This is a genomic window from Pradoshia sp. Z6_59 (genome assembly GCF_058267515.1).
This window is the reverse complement of record NZ_JBZCPP010000018.1, coordinates 58,892-79,185: the sequence shown is the minus strand read 5'-3', so window position 1 is coordinate 79,185 and position 20,294 is coordinate 58,892. Positions and strand designations below refer to the sequence as shown.

The following is a 20,294-nucleotide window of genomic DNA, read 5'->3' as shown; positions in this document are numbered from 1 at the left end:
GCGAAGTGGCTAAACGCGGCGGACTGTAAATCCGCTCCTTCGGGTTCGGCAGTTCGAATCTGCCCCCCTCCACCATTATTTTAATAAGTTTTGAGTAATGGACAAGATATTGTCCCTTTTTTTCTTTTTGGGCTATAGCCAAGCGGTAAGGCAACGGACTTTGACTCCGTCATTCGTAGGTTCGAATCCTGCTAGCCCAGCCATTTAGAGCCATTAGCTCAGTCGGTAGAGCATCTGACTTTTAATCAGAGGGTCGAAGGTTCGAGTCCTTCATGGCTCATTTTGCGGAAGTAGTTCAGTGGTAGAACATCACCTTGCCAAGGTGGGGGTCGCGGGTTCGAATCCCGTCTTCCGCTCCAAAATTTTATACGACTATTTTAAACCTTAAATGCATTGCATTTTAAGGTTTTTTTTATTATAAAAACCATTAAGCCCTGCGATAAGAAGAATTGGCACGCATCAAAAGCGAGAATTAAACTATTCAGCTACCGTTTTATTGGTACTAAAGAGGCTCTTTACTCTTGAGAAACGATTTGCGAGACTGAACTAAGCTAATAAGGTATGATAGAAGTTAAGTGTGTACTTTTAAAACCATTATATAAGCGATCTATAGATTAAAGAGTATTAGCATAAAGGTTCGGTGAATGACATTGCCTGATCGATAGGGGAAAAGGTGCTCTTTAAGTAATGCCAGTACGTTTGAAGAAGTTAATCTGGTTATGATATATATCAACTAATCCTGTCGATTATATATAGATGTTTTATAAAGAATCTACGGTTTGTTTGAGAGGTAGGTTAATTCAAGAATAAGGCATGGGGTCAAACGTAAAGAAAAACGACATTGAATGATAAATAGTGAAGGGCACAGGAGAAAATTTATATGACTGTCTCCTGGCTGTATACTTAGTACAGTAAAAGTTGACCCTTATCCGGAATGGATGAGGCAATGAATAGGGCCTATATTCATTCTGGGTCTAAATATAATGAGTGAAACTAATACCAATAGGGATTTTGTTAGCCGTCAGTGGATACAGAGATCAGCATTCCATAAAGAAAAGCAGCAACCTTTTAGGATTACTGCTTTACATATCTTGTGTGAGTTTGATAGAGATTGATTAATGAGTCCAGTTCAGTACTTGCTTTGATGACATCAGAGTCAAGCATTGAAGTTGAAGAGGCAAGTAGTATCATTCTTTGGCGGCATTGTTCAATATCCTTCATAAGTATATGTAGTTCCAAGTCTTCACTCCTATCTGCAAGATGTTTTGTTACCTTTATTACCCATATTTATAAAGATTAAACAGTGTGTCAATGTAAAAAACAAAAATTATTTTTTATTGAAACTTTTCTCAAGGCCAGTGCGTATAAATGCTGAAGGCCGCCAATGCGGAGGATGGACAATTTGGAAGGACTTATTAAAGAAAGAATACAGGAAGTGCTGGGTGGTAAACAACAGGCATATGAAGACATCGTTCAGTTTTATAAAGACAGAGTATTTCAATTGTGCTATCGCATGCTGGGTGACCGCCATGAAGCAGAGGATGTGGCACAGGAAGCTTTTTTACGGGCATATATGAATATACACACTTTCCAGATGAACCGAAAGTTCTCCACCTGGTTATACCGGATTGCTACAAATTTATGTATAGACCGTATACGTAAAAAGAAGCCGGATTATTATCTCGATGCAGAAGTAGCAGGTACAGAGGGGCTTGATATGTATTCACAGATTCCATCGGATACAAAGTTACCTGAGGATGAACTGGAGAGTTTAGAGCTTAAAGAAAAAATGCAAAAGGAAATTCAGAATCTGCCTGAAAAATACCGCTCAGTTATTGTATTAAAATATGTGGATGAGCTATCTCTGAAAGAAATTAGTGAAATCCTTAATTTACCGGTAGGAACCGTGAAAACACGAATTCATAGGGGAAGAGATGCACTGAGAAAATCGATGCGATCTATATAAATGAGGTGGATTAAAATGAAACAATGCCCAGAAAACATCGCAGATTATATGCATGATTATCTCGACGATGACATTAATGAAGAACATTCCAATGTGCTTCTTTCGCATATAGCAGAATGTGATGAGTGTAAGAAAACCTTTCACGAGTTGAGTAAAACAGTTGCCTTTCTTCAAAGTAACCATATTACAGCACCTAGCGGATTTACCGCAAATGTAATGAGAAATCTACCTAAACAATCGAAAAGGCGAAGGTTTGAAAAATGGCTGCAGCGCAATCCAATGTTAATTGCCGCTTCGCTCTTTATTCTATTGATGGGCAGTAGCTTATTTTCCTATTGGGGAGAGGATGAACAGTTCTCATTCTCTAAAGACCCTAACCTGGTCGTCGAAGGACAAACTGTGATTGTTCCGGAAGGAAAGACGGTCAAAGGGGACCTTGTTGTTAAAAATGGAGATATAAAAGTTGAGGGCAAAGTTAATGGGAATGTAACGGTTATCAATGGAGATAACTATTTAGCAGGAGCCGGTGAAGTGACTGGAAATATAGAAGAGATTGATCAACTGTTTGAATGGATTTGGTTTCATACTAAGGATATAGCATCAAGAGTTTTTTAATCTATAGATAGAAATAGACCTATTTAAGGCGATCCACCGCGGATGGCCTTTTTCTTTTTCTATGAATGAATTTGGGACTGAATTCTTAGAGTTTGTGGAACAGTATGTTATAATAGTGGGGTTATACAACATAGCGGTATATACACCGTTCATGGGAAAGGACATGACTGGAGGAAATGACATGCCGTTTCTAAACAACTTTTCTTTATTAGATTATATTATCAGCATAACCGACATATTTATCGTTTGGTTTGTTTTTTATAAATTATTGCAAATTATTAAAGGCACAAAAGCTGTTCAGCTATTACGCGGAATCCTTTTAATTGTGGTTGGCCGCTTTGCCAGTGAAATCATTGGCTTGAATACATTAAGCTATTTACTAGACAATGTAATGACTTGGGGCGTTTTAGCCGTCATCATTATATTCCAGCCTGAGCTAAGACGAGCACTTGAACAACTGGGAAGGGGTCGCTTATTTACTAGGACAAACTTTCAGGAAGAAAATGTGCAGGAGCAAATGATAGAAGCCATTATTAAATCAACTACTTATATGGCTAAACGTCGAATTGGTGCCCTTCTTTCGATAGAAAGAGAAACAGGTCTTAATGATTATATTGAGACAGGTATACGCCTTGATTCGAGAGTGTCATCAGAGTTATTAATTAATATTTTTATCCCAAATACGCCACTGCACGATGGAGCTGTAATCCTGCAAAATGGTACAGTTGCAGCTGCAGCATGTTATCTTCCATTGTCTGAAAGCCCATTTGTTTCAAAAGAGTTGGGAACAAGGCACAGAGCAGCACTGGGAATCAGTGAAGTTACTGATAGCTTAACAATCGTTGTTTCAGAAGAAACGGGGAGTATCTCATTAACGAAAAACGGAGAGCTTTATCGGAATCTTTCGTTAGATGAACTGCAAAATATGCTTGAAAATGAATTGTCCATAAAGAATAAACCGACATCTTCGACTCTTTGGAATTGGAGGTCGAGAAAAGATGGATAAGGTTACTTCTAGTAGTTGGTTTATGAAAATCGGAGCTTTTATGGTTGCTATATTTATGTATTTTTCTGTCAATAGTGACCCTATCAATAATTCGAGTAATCCTTATAATACACCCTCAAGCACAGAAACAACTACAATTAAAAATGTGCCTGTTGAGGTCTACTATGATACCGATAATTTAATTGTCAGCGGGGTACCAGAAGCCGTTGATATTACACTTGAGGGTCCTAAAAGTATAGTTATAACTGCTAAATCTACAATGGACTTTGAGATCTATGTAGACCTATCCGATCCTAAAATTGGTTCTCAAAAGGTACCAATCAAGGTAAAGAATTTATCGGATAAAATTAACTATACACTGACACAGGCCAATGCAACAGCAGTGGTAGAGGAGAAGGTAACAGAGAACTTCAAAGTCGAGGCTGAATTTGATAAAACACTATTAGCAGAAGGATATACATCAGATCCGCCATATCTAAGTCCAACAGAAGTAGAAATAACGGGTGCCAAGAGCCATGTCGATAAGGTTTCTGTTGTAAAAGCAACTGTTAAAACGGACTCACATGTAACGAATGATATTCTAACTGAAGCAACAGTACAGGCATTTGACAGCAATATGAACTTGTTAGATGTGAATATTGAACCTAGTACAGTTGATATCTCGATAAATGTAAACAGTCCTTCAAAAGAGGTCAGCCTATCTGCTAAAGCTACAGGAGCACCGCCCGAAGGAGTTACAATTGAAAGTATTAAAATTGATTCGGAGACAGCTACCATCTATGGAGGAGAATCCATTCTTAAAGATATAAAGGAGATAACGGTACCTGTTGATGTCAGTAATATTGATGAGGATACTGTAATTGAAATTCCAGTCAGTTTGCCTGATGGAGTAGTTGGATCTTCTATAGATACGGTTAAAGTGACAGTTAAGATAAAGAAGGAAAATACTCAAACAATCTCGAATATACCTATTGAAATAAAGGGACTAGACAATGAGAAATATGAGGCGAAAATTCTTAATCCTTCAAATGGGATGGTGGACCTGGCCATTGAAGGCGAGGCATCAAAGATTAAATCCCTGAAATCCAGTGATTTTGATATATTTATCGAGGTAAAAGATTTAAATGAAGGAAGCCATACAGTACCCTTAAAGGTGAATGCACCAGATGAGGTACATTGGGAACTGCCTAACAATAGTAAGTCAATTACAGTGGAAATCTCAGAAAAGAGTTCAGATGGATAATAACCTACACTCTTTCATAAGACAGTTAGGTATATATAGGCAATAAAATATGAAGTGTATTAGTAGAAGGAGAGATTTTTAATGGGTAAATATTTCGGTACAGATGGTGTGAGGGGTGTAGCAAATAGCGAACTGACACCGGAGCTTGCTTTTAAGCTAGGCCGATTTGGAGGATATGTGTTAACGAAACATAATGATAACCGTCCAAAGGTAATAATTGGCCGTGATACAAGAATATCCGGATTCATGCTGGAAAGTGCTCTTGTAGCTGGTCTGCTCTCAATTGGAGCGGAGGTCATGCGTTTGGGTATCGTTTCAACACCTGGAGTTGCTTATTTAACAAAAGCTTTAGGCGCAGAAGCAGGTGTAATGATTTCTGCCTCCCATAACCCTGTAGCGGATAATGGCATTAAATTCTTCGGCTCTGATGGGTTTAAGCTTTCAGATGATCAGGAAGAAGAGATTGAAGCATTATTGGATATGGAAGAAGATCAACTCCCAAGACCAATCGGAGAAAACATTGGAAGAATCAATGATTACCTCGAAGGTGGGCAAAAATATATTCAATACTTAAAACAAACCGCGGATGAGGATTTTACAAATATCCATGTGGCCCTGGATTGTGCACACGGAGCTACTTCTTCTTTAGCAACACACTTGTTTGCTGATCTGGATGCTGATGTTTCGACTATGGGTGCTTCACCAAATGGTCTTAATATTAATGAAGGAGTCGGATCCACACATCCGGATAAGCTGGCTGAATTTGTTCTCGAAAAAGGAGCGGATGTTGGTCTGGCTTTTGATGGAGATGGAGATCGATTAATAGCTGTCGATGAGAAAGGTAATATCGTTGATGGAGATCAAATTATGTTCATTTGTGCAAAATACATGAAAGAACATAATCGCCTTAAGCATAATACCGTTGTATCAACAGTTATGAGTAATATGGGATTTTATAAAGAATTAGATGTAAACCAAATCTTAAGTGCGCAGACAGCAGTTGGAGATCGGTATGTTGTAGAAGAAATGAAAAAAGGTGGATATAATCTTGGCGGAGAGCAATCAGGCCATATTATTTTCCTTGATTACAATACAACAGGAGACGGATTGCTGACAGGTGTACAGCTCATTAATATAATGAAGCTGACAGGTAAGCCACTTTCGGAACTTGCAGGCGAAATGAAAGTTTATCCACAAAAACTTGTCAATATCCGTGTAACAGATAAGCATCATGTAACAGATAATGAAAAAGTAAAGGCAATTATTGAGCAAGTGGAAGAGGAAATGAGCGGAAACGGGAGAATTCTTGTTAGACCGTCTGGAACTGAACCACTCGTTCGCGTAATGGCTGAGGCACCTACACAGGAGCAATGTGATCAATACGTTGAGAGAATTGCCGATGTTGTAAGGGCAGAGATGGGCTTAGAATAATAATCATTTACAATTAATGCATAAGGGGAACAGTTCTTCCTCTTATGCATATTTTATATATGTATAGCTGAATTATGAGACTTAAATGTATATTTTTGTAAATATTGACGAAATGAGAGCAAATAGTGTATGCTGAAAATTGAGTTCAAAATAGATGAGGAGGGTAGATGTTATTTAGATAGTAAAGCGCCAGGACTGGAGTAACCCAGTTGACGAGGTGGAGGTTATCGATTTTTCGGCGGATGCCTTCCGGTTGCATGCACAACTGACCCTCTTTTTACTAAATCAGTTTGGTGACAAACTGGACAGAATAAAAAGAGATGCATAAATCAATTAAAAATTATACAGAGATAAGGGGGCAAGATTGCCCCCCCTGGGCATTCTTGTCCCTTCATCTTTTTTATAGGAGGATAAACAAGTATGTGTGGAATCGTAGGATATATTGGACATCAAGATGCTAAAGAAATTTTACTAAAAGGCTTAGAAAAGCTTGAATATAGAGGATATGATTCAGCTGGTATCGCAGTTATGAATGAGAACGGTGTACATGTGTTCAAAGAAAAAGGAAGAATAGCTGATTTACGTGAAAGCGTAGATCCATCTGTACGATCTTCTAAAGGAATTGGACACACTCGCTGGGCAACTCATGGAGTACCAAGCATAAGAAATGCTCACCCTCATCAAAGTTCGAATGGACGTTTTACAATCGTTCATAACGGTGTAATTGAGAACTATGAATTATTAAAGAGGGAGTACCTTCAAGATACTGATTTAGTGAGTGATACGGATACTGAGGTAATCGTTCAGCTTATCAGCAAATTCGTTGAAGAAGGACTTAACGTAGAAGCAGCTTTTGCAAAGGCTCTGGGTCTATTGCATGGTTCTTATGCAATTGGCTTACTGGATGCACAAGATGAAGAAATCATTTATGTAGCTAAAAATAAAAGCCCATTATTAGTAGGTGTAGGTGCTGATTTCAATGTAATCGCAAGTGATGCGATGGCTATGCTGCAAGTAACAGACCAGTTTGTTGAACTTATGGATAAAGAAATTGTTCTTGTTACAAAAGATCAAATCACCATTAAACAATTGGACGGTACAGTAGTTACTCGTGAACCTTACACAGCACAGCTGGATGCAAGCGATATTGAAAAAGGAACGTATCCGCACTATATGCTAAAAGAAATTGATGAGCAGCCTTTAGTAACTCGTAAAATCATTCAAGCTTATCAGAATGAAGCGGGTGAGCTAAAAATAGACGACGCGATTGTTCATGCGATAAATGAAGCGGATCGACTGTACATTGTTGCTTGTGGAACAAGCTATCATGCTGGCCTTGTTGGAAAACAAATGTTTGAAAATATGGCGAAAGTACCAGTAGAAGTCCATGTGGCTTCCGAATTTGGCTACAATATGCCTCTTTTATCCGAAAAACCATTATTCATTTTCATTTCCCAAAGTGGGGAAACAGCAGATAGCCGTGCCGTACTTGTACAAGTAAAAGAGATGGGTCACAAGGCCTTAACGATTACCAATGTACCTGGATCAACATTGTCTCGTGAAGCTGACTTTACGCTATTATTACATGCCGGTCCTGAAATTGCTGTTGCATCTACTAAAGCATACACAGCACAAATGGCTGTATTAACAATTCTGGCAGCTGTTGTGGCGAAAGAAAAAAATCAATTAGCAGATTTTGATGTAGTGAAAGAATTGGGAATCATTGCGAACGCTATGGAAGCTCTATGTGATGACAAAGATAAATTCGAAATGATTGCACGCGAATATCTTGCTGTTACACGTAATTGTTTCTTTATCGGACGTTCTGTTGATTATTTCGTTGGCCTTGAGGGTGCGTTGAAGCTAAAAGAAATTTCCTATATTCAAGCGGAAGGCTTTGCCGGCGGTGAACTAAAACACGGTACAATTGCCTTGATTGAAGAAGGAACACCTGTTATTGCTCTGGCAACACAGGAAGCTGTAAACTTAAGCATCCGTGGTAACGTAAAAGAAGTGGTAGCACGTGGCGCTAACCCTTGCATCATTTCCATGAAGGGACTTGATCAAGAAGGAGACGCATACGTACTTCCAGAAGTTAACCCAATGTTAACACCTCTTATCTCTGTAATACCATTACAACTAATTGCTTACTATGCATCCCTTCACCGTGGCTGTGATGTGGATAAACCTCGTAATCTAGCAAAATCGGTTACGGTTGAGTAAGGAATTAATATAAATGATTTAAAACCCAGCTACTCTTCGTTTGAAGGAAGCTGGGTTTTTTGAATTTGAAAGAGTAAATTTTAGATGCACAATTAGTCAACTCATCCTTACCAGGCTATTTCTAAAGGTCAAGACCACATGGGCTGTACACAAGAGCAAGTATATCTGGCTTCTGGGTACAGTCTATTTGTGTATATTCATACTTCCTAATTTACGAAAAATACAGAGGACAATACAAATATAAGCCTGATAGACTAATGATTCTGTACATTTTAGATATTACTAAACCGGTAATGATTTAATTTTGTTGAAGAGGTAGTATCTTTTTTCTCATATAAAACAATCACTCTCATAATAGAATTCTATCCTTTAATAAAATTATACAAAACTTATATTTTATTTATACATTTTGGTTTAAGTATCCGTGATTACGTGAATATAGTAAATGATTACAATAAAACTTACAAAGGGGAAATGAAAATTGAGTATTCTTCAGAAAATAGCACTTGTATTAACGATCATTGGAGCTATAAATTGGGGGCTGGTAGGTTTCTTTCAATTTGATCTTGTAGCAACTTTATTTGGAGGACAGGATGCCATTCTTTCTCGAATCGTCTATGCGTTAGTAGGTATTGCAGGTTTAACTAATATTGGGTTGCTCTTTGCTCCAGCAAAGGAATCACGAGTTGCAGCGTAATGATAATGATAAGTATAATCTCCCCCTCTTTTAAAAGAGGGGGTCCTTTGCTGTAGAACTTAAGCTTAAAAAAAATAATAGGATTTCCGTTGTTAACTTAAAGATTAGATTTAGAGTGTCTTACCATGCGCAGTTGTCGATAGATTCGGCAGCTGTTTTTTGGTTGCATACATATTTTAACCTTCAAAATCATTTGCCGGTAGATAGAAGAAAGACGTACTTTTATTGCTGTATCTTTCATATAAATATAAAACTTGGACAATATGGAGGAATGCAAATGAACTGGGATGAAGAATATGACGTCATAGTAGTAGGTAGTGGTGCGGGAGGATTGGTAGCAGCAATTACATCTGTGCATGGCGGTCTCCGCACAGCTATTATTGAAAAAGGGGCTGTATGGGGTGGTTCATCAGCTTTATCTGGTGGAGGTTTGTGGATTCCGAATAATCATGTTTCGAAAAATGCTGGCTTACAGGATAGTGAGGAAGAAGCACTTACTTATATGCAAGAAATAATAGAGGACACAGGACCAGCATCTACGTATGAGCGAAAAGAGGCTTATGTGAAAAATGGTCACAAAATGGTAAAGTTTTTAGAGGATTTAGGGATGAAGTGGGTGGCGGGTTCGCTGTATCCAGATTATTATCCTGAAAGACCTGGTGGTAAAATAGGTCGCTCCATTGAGGCGGAAATTGTTGATGCTAGGCTTTTAGCAGAAAATGAAGAGACTTTACGGACAGGTGAGCTTGAGGCCCCAATGCCCATTTATTCCGGAAAAGTTGCCTCTTTGCCAAAGGCCTTTACAAATGCAAAAGATTTTAACACGGTTGTCGGTATGTTCCTGAATGGATTTAAGCATAAGATCAAAGGTGAACACGCTATATCGATAGGAGGCGGATTGGTCAGTCGTTTACTCATAATTGCAAAGAAATATCATGTCCCATTGATGTTATCGACACCCTTAAAGGACTTAATCATGGAGGAAGATAAAATTGTAGGGGTCGAGGCAGAAAAAGAGGGGAAACCATATTTTATCAAGTGTCGGTCAGTAATTTTGGCGGGTGGAGGATTTGAACGAAATCTGGAGCTGCGCAAAAAATATCATCATGTAGGAACAGACTGGACATCTGCAAGTCCGGATAACACAGGTGATATGCTGTTAATCGCAGAAAAGCATAACCTAGATACTGCTTTATTGGATGATGCCTGGTGGGGTCCGACAGCGATTGATGCAAGCGGTGCCCGAAAATTCCTTGTGCATGAACGTTCAATGCCACATTGTATAATAGTGGATCAAACGGGAGAACGTTATTTTAATGAGTCCCAATCATATACGGATGCAGGTCATGCAATCCTTGAAAGGCAAGAAAAGAATGGAAGGGCGATTCACTCATGGCTTATTATGGAGAGCAGGCATCGAAATAAGTATTTGTTTGGCAACATGCTCCCGAGAAGGACTCCTAAAAGTGCAATTGAGAGCGGATTCTTAATAAAAGCGAACTCTATTGAAGAATTGGCGGAGAAATGCAAAATTGACTTAGCTGGGTTAAAAAATACGGTTGCCAGATTTAATGATTTTACAAAAAAAGGATTAGATGATGATTTTGGACGTGGAAACTCAGTATATGATAATTATTACGGTGATCCAACCTATAAAAACCCCAACTTGGGCGCAATTGAAAAACCACCATACTATGCCTGTAAAATTTACCCTGGCGATTTAGGGACAAAAGGCGGAATTGTAGCTGATGAACATGGGCAAGCCCTTCGTAATGGATTACCGATAGAAGGATTGTATGCAACCGGAAATTGCTCAGCATCCGTTATGGGACGTGTGTATCCAGGTCCCGGATCGACCTTAGGACCTACAACGGTGTTTGGTTATATATCTGCTAACCATATTAGAGAGAGACTTCTAGTATCAGCTGATTAAGCCTTAGAGCTAGATATTTCAGAGTGCTATAAATTAAAAATATACTAAAGACGCACTCTGTATTAAGTATTAAAATCAACTCCGGTTTGAAAGTCTTCCTCTATTTAATAAAGGAAGACTTTTTGAGTTCGCTAAAATTCTTTCTTATCATTAGTTAAAATGATATTTTCTATTAAATCAGCCATCATACATACTTGTTTTTTTCCAAGATTTATATAAAGACGGTGCCTCCCTAACAAGATGAAGCTTATAATAGACTCAGGACATATTGTACTTGAAAGTAGGAATGTAATTCATGAGTTCGAATGAAGATAAACCTTTTCGGGAGATGGGGATAAAAGAAAAGATTACAACTGTGGTGATTATCTGCCTAATTGTACTCATTCCTTTGTCGTTTGTGTTGGGTGTTACTTACTTTAGTTTTGCGGGCTTTTTTAGATTGTTTGGGGGAGAGTATGACTCTCGATTTACTCTCTTCCTATTTGTTGTGTTTCTCTTTTTGCTTGGTTTGGTGTTGGATTTGTTTTCAATGGTGCTTGTTAAATTATCAAAACTCTATATATCTGGGACCTACCAATTATTCGCTGTGAAGTTTCTGTTTAACTGTATCTTTAGTTGGCTGACTATTTATACAGTAGACGAATTTATGAATCGCATTACAGTTCCTTTTATAGTGGAAATAATTGTGGTTATTTTTATGTTCTTCCTTGAAGAGGCTTTAGAGCAGAAGGAAACTTGAAAAACTATTAATATTTAAATACATATAATTGGTAAAAATGTTATTGTTAATCTACTTAATTTTTAATTGGGAGGAGATTGTTATGACAGAGGTTAATAGTAACGAGGTTTCAGGATATAAAGAAAAGCGAATTCGTTATTCCATTTTCAGTACAAATAAAGATTCACGTAGCCTGGCCATTATGTTTCCTGGGTTGGGATATACGGTTCATGGACCTCTTTTTCATTTTGCCACAGGGTTATATTTAAACAAAGGGATGGATGTATTGCAATTAGAGTACCCATATGGAGATTCTTTTTATGATCATTTCACCTACGAACAGCTAGTTGAAGCGGTTATCTATGATTCCGGAGCAATGATTGATCACGCTCTGAAGGATAGAAATTATCAAAATTACTATCTGCTTGGAAAATCACTGGGAACGATTGCGATGAGCAATGAACTGAAAAGGTCTCAATTCAAAGATGCAAAAGCCGTTTGGCTGACGCCCTTACTAAAAAGAGATGATGTATGGGGTGCCATGAAAGATAGTCCTGGGAAAGGATTATGCTTTATTGGTGACTATGATCGTCATTACGTAGAGGATAGATTTAAACAATTGAATCATCATCCAAGTATGAAAACAAAGCTTTATCCAAAAGTGCATCATGGCATGGATTATGAAGGAGATATACTTAAGTCGATAGATGTATTAAAGGATATTATAGGGGAGATTGATCAATTTTAATTTGCATATGAGATGAAAATTTTAAAAGCTTCAGGCGGAGAAGAGAGAACTTTAGAACGTTTAAGTAATTGAAATGCATAGGGACTATACTTTTTTTACATAATAAGAAAAACCAAGCAACTTAGGAGGATTCTTTATGAGAAAAAAAAGTATGGCAGTACTATTGGGATTCCTATGTATGTTCAGCTCACAGGTTTATGCAGAAATTGGTCCTGAGGAAAAGGACTATTATGATAATTATAGGAGTATTTTGCAGGTGATGAAGGAAGGCATGTCCGAGGCTCCTAAAACAGGAGATCCCTCGCTCGATTTTTTGTATGAAATGATTCCGCATCATGAAGCAGCTGTTTCTATGGCAGAGAATTTATTGAAATATGAAGGTGCCAATAATCAGTTAAAAAGACTGGCAGATACGATCATTAAGGAACAGTTAAATGGTATAAAACAAATGGAGGAACTGAAAGATAAGCTTAAAAATAATCCCCAAGTAAATAAGCAGGCAGAAGCTGCTTACCTAAAAACCTATAATAACATTTATACTTCTATGATTACTCAATTGGAGGCTGCCAAACCAACGGGAAATGTCAATAGAGACTTCCTGATTGAGATGATTCCACATCATGAGGCTGCTATTGAAATGGGCAAAAATATATTAAGCTATACTCAAAATCCTGAATTAAGGACATTCGTACAAAAAATGATTGTTACACAACAGAGGCAAGTTGCAGAAATGAATAATTTATTAAAAACAATTCGATAAGCATAAAAAAGGTGACGTGAGTGTAAATCACGTCACCTTTTTGCTTTTTTAAGCATTCATATTAATCGTTATTGCGTGCTTCTCCGCCTTTTTTGCCAATCTCGCGGTAGAACTCTTTATCGTGGTTATCGGAAGTAGCTTCTCCACCTTTTTTACCGATTTCTTGATAGAACTCTTTATCATGATTATCAGAAGTGGATTCTCCACCTTTTTGTCCAATTTCTTGGTAGAATTCTTTATCATGATTTTCGGAAGTAGCTTCTCCGCCTTTTTGTCCAATTTCTTGGTAGAATTCTTTATCATGGTTTTTCGAAGTAGCTTCTCCGCCTTTTTTGCCGATTTCTTGGAAGAATTCTTTATCTTGCTTCTTAGATGTAGCTTCTCCGCCTTTACGTCCTGCTTCTTCTCTAGACATTTTGTCTGCCATAATAAATCGCTCCTTTGCAATTGTTTTAATTGTTTTGTAGTTACAGTCTATATATTTCCAACATGTCTATAGGAAAAACACTAAATTATGTCTTTAATTAAAATGTAACCCAATTGTAAATAGTACAGAAAAGTAGAGCCACTTTTGAAAACTGAAAAGTATTTGTAAGCTTTAGATTCTACAATTTAGCCCGTATTTTTTTTAAAAACTTAAATTTTAGTTACACCTTTATTAATAATTATCATTTTATTAAAAGTGCGTTTAAAAGATTGAGAGATAGAGGAGGCTCGAATTGCTTGAAGAATAAGTATATCTATTCCTTTTATACAGAAATCGCATTTATATTTGAGAGATATTGATATAATGGATGAGTTGAGACTAGAAAAGAGAGGAATAAAGGGATGCTGGGGAAATTTTTTTCATACTATAAACCGCATAAGCGGCTATTTGTGATTGACTTTACTAGTGCTATTATAGTTGCGTTGCTGGAGTTGGCTTTTCCGATGGCTGTTCAATGGTTTGTTGATGAATTGCTGCCGACGGGAAATTGGAGCATGGTCGTGACGGTCAGCATTTTATTATTAGCTGTTTATTTACTGAGTACATTCCTGCAATTTATTGTGAACTATTTGGGGCATAAGCTGGGAATAAATATTGAAACAGACATGCGACAGGAGCTCTTTAATCATGTTCAGCGGCAATCATTTCGATTTTTTGATAACACAAAAACCGGCCACATAATGAGCCGAGTGACAAATGATTTATTTGATATTGGCGAATTTGCCCACCATGGACCTGAGGATCTTTTCATCGCAATTATGACATTCTTCGGTGCCTTTGCCATCATGTTTAATATTAATCCAACCTTAGCGATCGTTGCGGTTATTTTAATTCCATTTTTAATATGGCTGGTGACCTTCAGCAATATGAAAATGAACGCAGCATGGAAGAATATGTACGGAAGTATTGCTGATGTAAATGCCCGAGTGGAAGACAGTGTAGCGGGTGTGCGCGTTGTTCAATCGTTTACAAATGAAGCATTTGAAATGGATCGCTTTGAATTGAATAACGGATTATTCCGTTCTGCCAAGCTTGTTGCATACAAGGTGATGTCGTGGACACATTCTTCTATTTATATGATAACAAGGATGCTGACATTGTTGGTTCTTGTAGTAGGAGCCTGGCTCAGCTTTAAAGGTACATTATCTTATGGAGAGTTGATAAGCTTCGTCTTATATACGAATGTATTAATTAAGCCTGTTGATAAAATCAGTGCATTGCTTGAGCTATATCCAAAAGGAATGGCAGGCTTCAAGCGTTTCCGTGAGCTTATTGAACAGGAGCCAGATATACAAAATAAAGAAAATGCGATCTCAGTAAGCGGCTTGAAGGGGGATATTTCCTTCCGTCATGTTGATTTCAGGTATGATGAATCCAAACCAGTCTTACACGATGTCAATTTTGATCTAAAGGCAGGAGAAACAACTGCATTTGTTGGTCCATCCGGTGCCGGAAAAACCACGATATGCTCACTTATCCCGCGTTTTTATGACGTGGATGCCGGGTCCATTGAAATAGATGGAATGGACATTCGCGATATGACAACTGAGTCACTCCGTAAACATATTGGGATTGTACAGCAGGATGTCTTTTTATTTACAGGAACCATTCGCGAAAATATTGCTTATGGGAAGCTGTATGCCTCATTTGAGGAAATTAAGGAAGCGGCCCGAAAAGCTCATTTGGAAAAAATGATTGAACAGCTGCCGGATGGATACCATACACAGATTGGTGAGCGGGGGCTGAAGTTATCCGGAGGGCAGAAACAGAGACTTGCAATTGCACGTATGTTTTTGAAAAATCCGCCAATCCTTATTTTAGATGAGGCTACATCTGCTTTAGATACGGAAACAGAAAGAATCATTCAGCAATCGTTAAATGAATTGGCGGCGAACCGTACTACGTTAGTAATCGCACATCGCCTTGCAACTATTCGTAATGCCGACCGTCTGATTGTTGTAACTGAGGATGGGATAGCTGAAGATGGGTCATATGAAGAGTTGCTGAATCAAAATGGGATATTTGCAAACCTGCATAGAATCCAATTTGGGAAAGAGACTGTTTGATAAACCACTAAATAAAAAACAGGTAGAAGATGAACACATCTCCAATTGCTTAACAACTGGGAGCTTTGTTCAGACAGCTACCTGTTTTTTGTATTATTAGTTGTTTGCGATTTGACTTGGAGTGCACCATTGTGTGGTGAGTTGGGTTTAGAAGTTCTGTTGGACAGGCTTCTGTTTGTCAAAAGATGATCTGTTCTTTTCGTTGTTTAATTGATCAGCTTGTTGTTGTGCCTTGGACTCATGCTCAGTATTTTTCTGTTTTTCAGCTTTTTGTTTTTCTCTCACTTGTTGTTCGGCTTTTTCATTCTCTCTAGCTTGCTGCTCTTTTAACTCTTGCGGAGCCTTTTCTTGCTCTTTAGTTTTTTGTTTGTCTCTTAACTCTTGCTCATCTTTTTTCTGCTCTTCAATTCTTTGCTTCTCTTTTAATGCTTGGGTAGCTTTTTCTTGTTCCCTTGCTTCTTCCTCAGCTCTTTTCTGTTCCTCAGCTTTCTTAAGCTCCTCTGTTACTTTTTTCTGTGAGACAGCTACTCTATTTTTAAAATTGTTTTCCCATTTCGTGTAAGTTGGGTACTTATTCTTTTTCTTTAAATCTATGGATTTTTTCTCAAGTGCCGGCAACTTGTTTAAATTCGTTTGTGCTGCTGTATACTCTTTTTTCTTCACCTGATTTTCTATTAAGACGAGTAAGTTATAGCGTTCCACTTCATATTTGTTGTTGTCAAATGTACGTTTGGCAGGTGTAATATATTTTTGGGTAAACAGATTGCGGACACCTTTGCTATAAAGCGGAGTCACTTTTTTCTGCATTTGTGCAATAGTTTGATTCAATTTCTTATGCGAATCAGGTAACTTTGAACTCAATGTGCCGCTATCCATTACTTGAACAACTGTTTTTTCATCTTTCTGCAGAGTAGGTCCGTACTTCACCGCATTCATAAACGTCAATGAACGTGTTGTATATGTTTTCATGGCGGTGATATCTGCCTTAATTGATTTCGTATGCTTGCTTGGCAGTTTATTCACTTTAGATTGTAGAGTCGTAATATCCTTTGTTACTGAATTATAGAGCTTCTGATGAGCGCTTGTTATTTTTAGGTTAGACATACTTTTAATATCAATATAATAGTATTTTTCGAGTTTCTTAGCTGTTTTTAATTTAGCAGCTGAGTCTTTTTTTAATGTGGCTGCCGACTTTTTATCCCGCGCATCTTTTAGTTTTATACTCTCCTGTGCAACGTATAGGCCGACTCCTTGATTTTCTTTCCAAATCTGAGAAAACTGTGACACGGGTAGGTTTGTTTCACCTGCAGGTTTCCCAATCTCAGGTGTAAAGCTAGGCCTTTTTTTAGTGCTGATAAACCAATCTGAAAATCCGCCACCTGAAGGATTTTTGCCTGGATATACTAATGAGTAGCCTGTCATTTTGCCAATCTTCTTAGCGTATACATGATCTCTATTATAATTTGTTTTACTTTGTTTATAATTCCAATACAGAATACGCCCGCTGCTATGATAGGCAACAGTCATTTCTGGATTAATTTGATTCACAAATTTAACAATAGCCTTTACTTCCTTCGCTGATTCAGGAGCTTTCCCTTTATAGTTCTTGTAGCTGGGAGATTTCGGAGAGTTTTTGATTTTACCCCAATCTGCCTTATATTGTCTATTTAGATCAATCCCTTTAGCATTTGCTTTCCATCGTTTAAAGTTTTTGCTTCCATTGTTCATTTTGATAATTGCTTTATGAGTGCTCTTAGGAAATGCCTTTAAACCTTGTTGTTGGAGAGTTACTCCATCAGGATTCACCATTGGTACAAACCAAATAGTGGAGGAATTAAGAAGACTTTTTGCGTTGTATCCGCTGATTTTTTTATTGCCCTTATAGGCTGCTGCATATTTTTCAATCATGTACATATTTAAGCTGGTCGTCAGCCATTCACGAGCATGATGGGAACCATTGATAAAAACATTGGCACTTCCCTTTCCAAGACCTACAGCATATATTTTTCTGCCGTATTCAGATGTACCAATTGTCTTTACTTGTACCAAATCCGGGTAAGCTTTCTTTAAGGCTGTAATGTCTTTCCCCATTTGTGTGTATGTATACGTCTTATTCGGATTGACAATCGTTTTCGAAGCAGCTTTCGTTTCCCCAGGTAGCTGAACCAAAAGTGAGAGTACTAGCATCATGACAATCAACTGACTTATTCTTTTCAAATATCCCCAACCCTTTCTAGTTTTGTAATCATTAACCATCTACAAGTATATTATATTTACTTAGTTAGCAGAACTGTAAAGGATAGGTTTGTCGAAAATTTGGTTATTTTGGAGGAATACTTAGAGGTTGTCACCTGTTAACTATATTTTATAGGTCAATATCACTGTTAAAGGAAAGAAAAAGACAATGGATGAGTAAATTCCTATTCATTTTTATATAGAGAAGTATAGAGATATATGTGTGAGGGTATTTTAATCCAGTAGACTTATAAACATGAAGTTTTGCTTCCGCCATTTGCAGGGGAGGTACACTCATTTATCGTGGACGCAATCCACTTTCTTTGGATGTGCCGACTTATCTATTCTGTCTATATCAATTTTAACAACAGTTTCAGTTTATGAGCTCCATAAAACAGCCTGGACCGTTTACTAATCCAGGCTGCTTTAACTTATTCTATTAAATTGCTTCTTGCTGTGATTCAGCAGGAGGGGAGAATGCTTTTTCTGATTTGGAGATTACTACGGATGCAAGAGCATTACCCAGTACGTTTACAACAGTTCTGCCCATATCAAGGATACGGTCAATACCGGCGATGAACGCTAAACCTTCAACTGGAATACCTACAGTACCTAGGGTAGCTAATAAGACAACGAAGGAAACTCCCGGTACGCCTGCTATACCTTTAGAGGTAATCATTAACACAAGCATTAGAGTTACTTGTTCCATTATAGATAAATCAATATTATACATTTGTGCAATAAATAATGCTGCCAAGGCCTGATAAAGAGTAGAACCATCCAGGTTAAAGGAATAACCGGTTGGAATAACAAAGGTAGCAATATGCTTTGGACAGCCCTCTTGTTCCATCTTATCCATGATTCTAGGTAATACGGCTTCAGAGCTTGCTGTAGAGAAAGCAAGGATCAGTTCAGCTTTTAACACTTTAAATAATCGGAAAATGCTATATCCGACTGCTTTGGCAATTAATCCTAAAATAATGATTACAAAGAAAATCATCGTTCCATAGACCGTTATCACTAATTTTCCTAATGGAATAAGAGACTCTAATCCAAATTTAGAAATTGTTACACCAATTAATCCAAATACACCAATCGGTGCAAATTTCATGATGAGATTAGTTATATAAAACATAATCTGGGCTACGCCATCAAAGAAGTTATAAACAGGCTTTGCTTTATCACCTACAGCAGCAACACCAAGTCCAAAAAGGACAGAGAAGAAGATAATAGCAAGCATATCTGTTGTAACAAATGCTTCAAATGGGTTGGCCGGGACAATATGAACGATCATATCAATAATAGATTGATCTTCCTTAGCTTCAGCAGACCCAACATAGCTGGATATATCCGTTTGCTCCAAATTTTCCATGTTTACACCTTTTCCAGGCTGGAAAATATTTGCGGATACTAGTCCAACAACAATGGCTACCATAGTTACACATACAAAGTATAGTAACGATTTACCACCAAGTTTTCCTACTGCTTTTATGTCTCCAACGCCAGCTATAGCAACAATAATACTTGAGATAATGATAGGTACGACAATCATTTTAATTAAATTGAGGAAAATATCTCCAAGCGGCTGTAGGTACGTTTGTGCAGTTGTGTTCTCATAAAAAATTGCACCAACAATAATTCCTAATACTAAGCCGATTAAAATTTGAGTAGCTAATGAAAATTTAAGTTTAGATGTTTTCATATAGTTAGCTCCCTTCTTTGGATGTTTTTTAGGATAAAAGCGTTTCGTGTTGAAATTCTTACTTTCTATCTATCTTAAAGAGGTATATTACAGGTACAGAGTGCGGATAGAAAGAGAGAGCAAGAAATATGAGTAGTTAGCTATGTTAAATAGACTAACTAAATCCTTTAAGACAGAATTAACAAAACAATAGAGGTATTACCACGGAGAGGCAAATTTAACAGCTAAGGCTATTAATGGCACAATAAACACATTTTAACACAAATGTTCAGAAAAGAGGAAATTTGAGAAACTGAGCAATTAAGATAGTATATTTGGGATTGGTAAATTAAAAAGAATGGGTAGACTTTAAAAATATATACAACATGATTATTTAGCAGTTGTTTTCAGGACTTAGGACACATTTTTTAAAATAATTGTTTATTTTTGGGAATAGATGGTATGGAGATACAAAAGGAGGAAGC

Annotated in this window: 16 protein-coding genes and 3 tRNA genes; 15 read left to right on the top strand and 4 right to left on the bottom strand. The window is 37.5% G+C overall.

The features are described from left to right. Window positions 1-128: 128 nt before the first annotated feature. The 3 genes from AC4D4B_RS16030 to AC4D4B_RS16020 all read left to right on the top strand — a co-directional run bounded on the left by AC4D4B_RS16030 (window position 129) and on the right by AC4D4B_RS16020 (window position 359). A tRNA-Gln gene (locus tag AC4D4B_RS16030) sits at window positions 129-203 on the top strand. Between the two features lie 4 nt (window positions 204-207). Beyond that, a tRNA-Lys gene (locus tag AC4D4B_RS16025) sits at window positions 208-280 on the top strand. A 4-nt stretch (window positions 281-284) separates the two neighbouring features. After that, window positions 285-359: transfer RNA gene (locus AC4D4B_RS16020), tRNA-Gly, on the top strand. Between the two features lie 715 nt (window positions 360-1,074). On the opposite strand, the gene AC4D4B_RS16015 is transcribed toward AC4D4B_RS16020, so the two are convergent. Beyond that, the gene (locus tag AC4D4B_RS16015; RefSeq protein ID WP_077247995.1) at window positions 1,075-1,239 is read right to left on the bottom strand and encodes an aspartyl-phosphate phosphatase Spo0E family protein; all 165 of its coding nucleotides are present in this window, start codon (window positions 1,237-1,239) and stop codon (window positions 1,075-1,077) included. 154 nt (window positions 1,240-1,393) lie between these two features. Between AC4D4B_RS16015 and sigW the strand changes: the two genes are divergently transcribed. The 11 genes from sigW (at window position 1,394) to AC4D4B_RS15960 (ending at window position 13,340) form a co-directional block, all read left to right on the top strand. Then, on the top strand, window positions 1,394-1,966 hold the full coding sequence (gene sigW / locus AC4D4B_RS16010; protein WP_375138423.1) for an RNA polymerase sigma factor SigW: 573 nt from the start codon (window positions 1,394-1,396) through the stop codon (window positions 1,964-1,966). 15 nt (window positions 1,967-1,981) lie between these two features. Further along, window positions 1,982-2,581, top strand: coding sequence for a zf-HC2 domain-containing protein (locus tag AC4D4B_RS16005; protein ID WP_491000508.1), 600 nt, complete (start codon window positions 1,982-1,984; stop codon window positions 2,579-2,581). Window positions 2,582-2,762: 181 nt separating this feature from the next. Next, the gene (gene cdaA / locus AC4D4B_RS16000; protein WP_490997038.1) at window positions 2,763-3,587 is read left to right on the top strand and encodes a diadenylate cyclase CdaA; all 825 of its coding nucleotides are present in this window, start codon (window positions 2,763-2,765) and stop codon (window positions 3,585-3,587) included. Further along, complete coding sequence (locus AC4D4B_RS15995; protein ID WP_490997037.1) at window positions 3,580-4,830, top strand: CdaR family protein; 1,251 nt, start codon at window positions 3,580-3,582, stop codon at window positions 4,828-4,830. Before cdaA ends, AC4D4B_RS15995 begins: the two co-directional genes overlap by 8 nt. 81 nt (window positions 4,831-4,911) lie before the next feature. Further along, the gene (glmM, locus tag AC4D4B_RS15990; protein ID WP_491000507.1) at window positions 4,912-6,261 is read left to right on the top strand and encodes a phosphoglucosamine mutase; all 1,350 of its coding nucleotides are present in this window, start codon (window positions 4,912-4,914) and stop codon (window positions 6,259-6,261) included. 420 nt (window positions 6,262-6,681) lie between these two features. Continuing rightward, window positions 6,682-8,484 carry a glutamine--fructose-6-phosphate transaminase (isomerizing) gene (gene glmS / locus AC4D4B_RS15985; RefSeq protein WP_491000506.1) on the top strand — a complete coding sequence of 601 codons (1,803 nt, stop codon included), beginning with the start codon at window positions 6,682-6,684 and terminating at the stop codon, window positions 8,482-8,484. A gap of 481 nt (window positions 8,485-8,965) precedes the next feature. Further along, entirely contained in the window at window positions 8,966-9,181 is a 216-nt protein-coding gene (locus AC4D4B_RS15980) for a DUF378 domain-containing protein (protein WP_490997034.1), read from the top strand. 277 nt (window positions 9,182-9,458) lie between these two features. Then, window positions 9,459-11,114 (top strand): FAD-dependent oxidoreductase, encoded by a 1,656-nt coding sequence (locus tag AC4D4B_RS15975; protein ID WP_490997033.1) that lies wholly within the window; start codon window positions 9,459-9,461, stop codon window positions 11,112-11,114. 295 nt (window positions 11,115-11,409) lie between these two features. After that, a complete protein-coding gene (locus AC4D4B_RS15970) occupies window positions 11,410-11,853 on the top strand; it encodes a YrvL family regulatory protein (protein WP_491000505.1) in 444 nt (147 codons plus the stop codon). Window positions 11,854-11,935: 82 nt separating this feature from the next. After that, window positions 11,936-12,580 (top strand): alpha/beta hydrolase, encoded by a 645-nt coding sequence (locus AC4D4B_RS15965; protein WP_491000504.1) that lies wholly within the window; start codon window positions 11,936-11,938, stop codon window positions 12,578-12,580. A gap of 136 nt (window positions 12,581-12,716) precedes the next feature. Then, complete coding sequence (locus AC4D4B_RS15960) at window positions 12,717-13,340, top strand: DUF305 domain-containing protein (RefSeq protein WP_490997031.1); 624 nt, start codon at window positions 12,717-12,719, stop codon at window positions 13,338-13,340. Window positions 13,341-13,401: 61 nt separating this feature from the next. Here the strand turns inward: AC4D4B_RS15960 and gsiB are convergent, their stop codons facing one another. After that, window positions 13,402-13,767 carry a glucose starvation-inducible protein GsiB gene (gene gsiB / locus AC4D4B_RS15955; protein WP_491000503.1) on the bottom strand — a complete coding sequence of 122 codons (366 nt, stop codon included), beginning with the start codon at window positions 13,765-13,767 and terminating at the stop codon, window positions 13,402-13,404. Window positions 13,768-14,168: 401 nt separating this feature from the next. On the opposite strand from gsiB, the gene AC4D4B_RS15950 reads away from it, so the two are divergent. Continuing rightward, entirely contained in the window at window positions 14,169-15,893 is a 1,725-nt protein-coding gene (locus AC4D4B_RS15950; protein WP_491000502.1) for an ABC transporter ATP-binding protein, read from the top strand. Window positions 15,894-16,040: 147 nt separating this feature from the next. Here AC4D4B_RS15950 and AC4D4B_RS15945 read toward each other — a convergent pair whose 3' ends face one another. Together AC4D4B_RS15945 and AC4D4B_RS15940 are read right to left on the bottom strand one after the other, a co-directional pair. Then, on the bottom strand, window positions 16,041-18,110 hold the full coding sequence (locus tag AC4D4B_RS15945; RefSeq protein ID WP_491000501.1) for a M14 family zinc carboxypeptidase: 2,070 nt from the start codon (window positions 18,108-18,110) through the stop codon (window positions 16,041-16,043). Window positions 18,111-18,567: 457 nt separating this feature from the next. Continuing rightward, a complete protein-coding gene (locus AC4D4B_RS15940; RefSeq protein WP_066102597.1) occupies window positions 18,568-19,830 on the bottom strand; it encodes a cation:dicarboxylate symporter family transporter in 1,263 nt (420 codons plus the stop codon). Window positions 19,831-20,294 lie beyond the last annotated feature (464 nt).

Excerpts from the sequence above, each read along its gene's own strand:
- AC4D4B_RS15970 (WP_491000505.1), top strand. The coding sequence starts at position 11,410 with ATGAGTTCGAATGAAGATAAACCTTTTCGGGAGATGGGGATAAAAGAA.
- AC4D4B_RS15995 (WP_490997037.1), top strand. The coding sequence starts at position 3,580 with ATGGATAAGGTTACTTCTAGTAGTTGGTTTATGAAAATCGGAGCTTTT.
- AC4D4B_RS15965 (WP_491000504.1), top strand. The coding sequence starts at position 11,936 with ATGACAGAGGTTAATAGTAACGAGGTTTCAGGATATAAAGAAAAGCGA.
- AC4D4B_RS16005 (WP_491000508.1), top strand. The coding sequence starts at position 1,982 with ATGAAACAATGCCCAGAAAACATCGCAGATTATATGCATGATTATCTC.
- gsiB (WP_491000503.1), bottom strand. The coding sequence starts at position 13,767 with ATGGCAGACAAAATGTCTAGAGAAGAAGCAGGACGTAAAGGCGGAGAA.
- AC4D4B_RS15960 (WP_490997031.1), top strand. The coding sequence starts at position 12,717 with ATGAGAAAAAAAAGTATGGCAGTACTATTGGGATTCCTATGTATGTTC.
- glmS (WP_491000506.1), top strand. The coding sequence starts at position 6,682 with ATGTGTGGAATCGTAGGATATATTGGACATCAAGATGCTAAAGAAATT.
- glmM (WP_491000507.1), top strand. The coding sequence starts at position 4,912 with ATGGGTAAATATTTCGGTACAGATGGTGTGAGGGGTGTAGCAAATAGC.
- AC4D4B_RS15950 (WP_491000502.1), top strand. The coding sequence starts at position 14,169 with ATGCTGGGGAAATTTTTTTCATACTATAAACCGCATAAGCGGCTATTT.
- AC4D4B_RS15975 (WP_490997033.1), top strand. The coding sequence starts at position 9,459 with ATGAACTGGGATGAAGAATATGACGTCATAGTAGTAGGTAGTGGTGCG.
- sigW (WP_375138423.1), top strand. The coding sequence starts at position 1,394 with ATGGACAATTTGGAAGGACTTATTAAAGAAAGAATACAGGAAGTGCTG.
- AC4D4B_RS15940 (WP_066102597.1), bottom strand. The coding sequence starts at position 19,830 with ATGAAAACATCTAAACTTAAATTTTCATTAGCTACTCAAATTTTAATC.
- cdaA (WP_490997038.1), top strand. The coding sequence starts at position 2,763 with ATGCCGTTTCTAAACAACTTTTCTTTATTAGATTATATTATCAGCATA.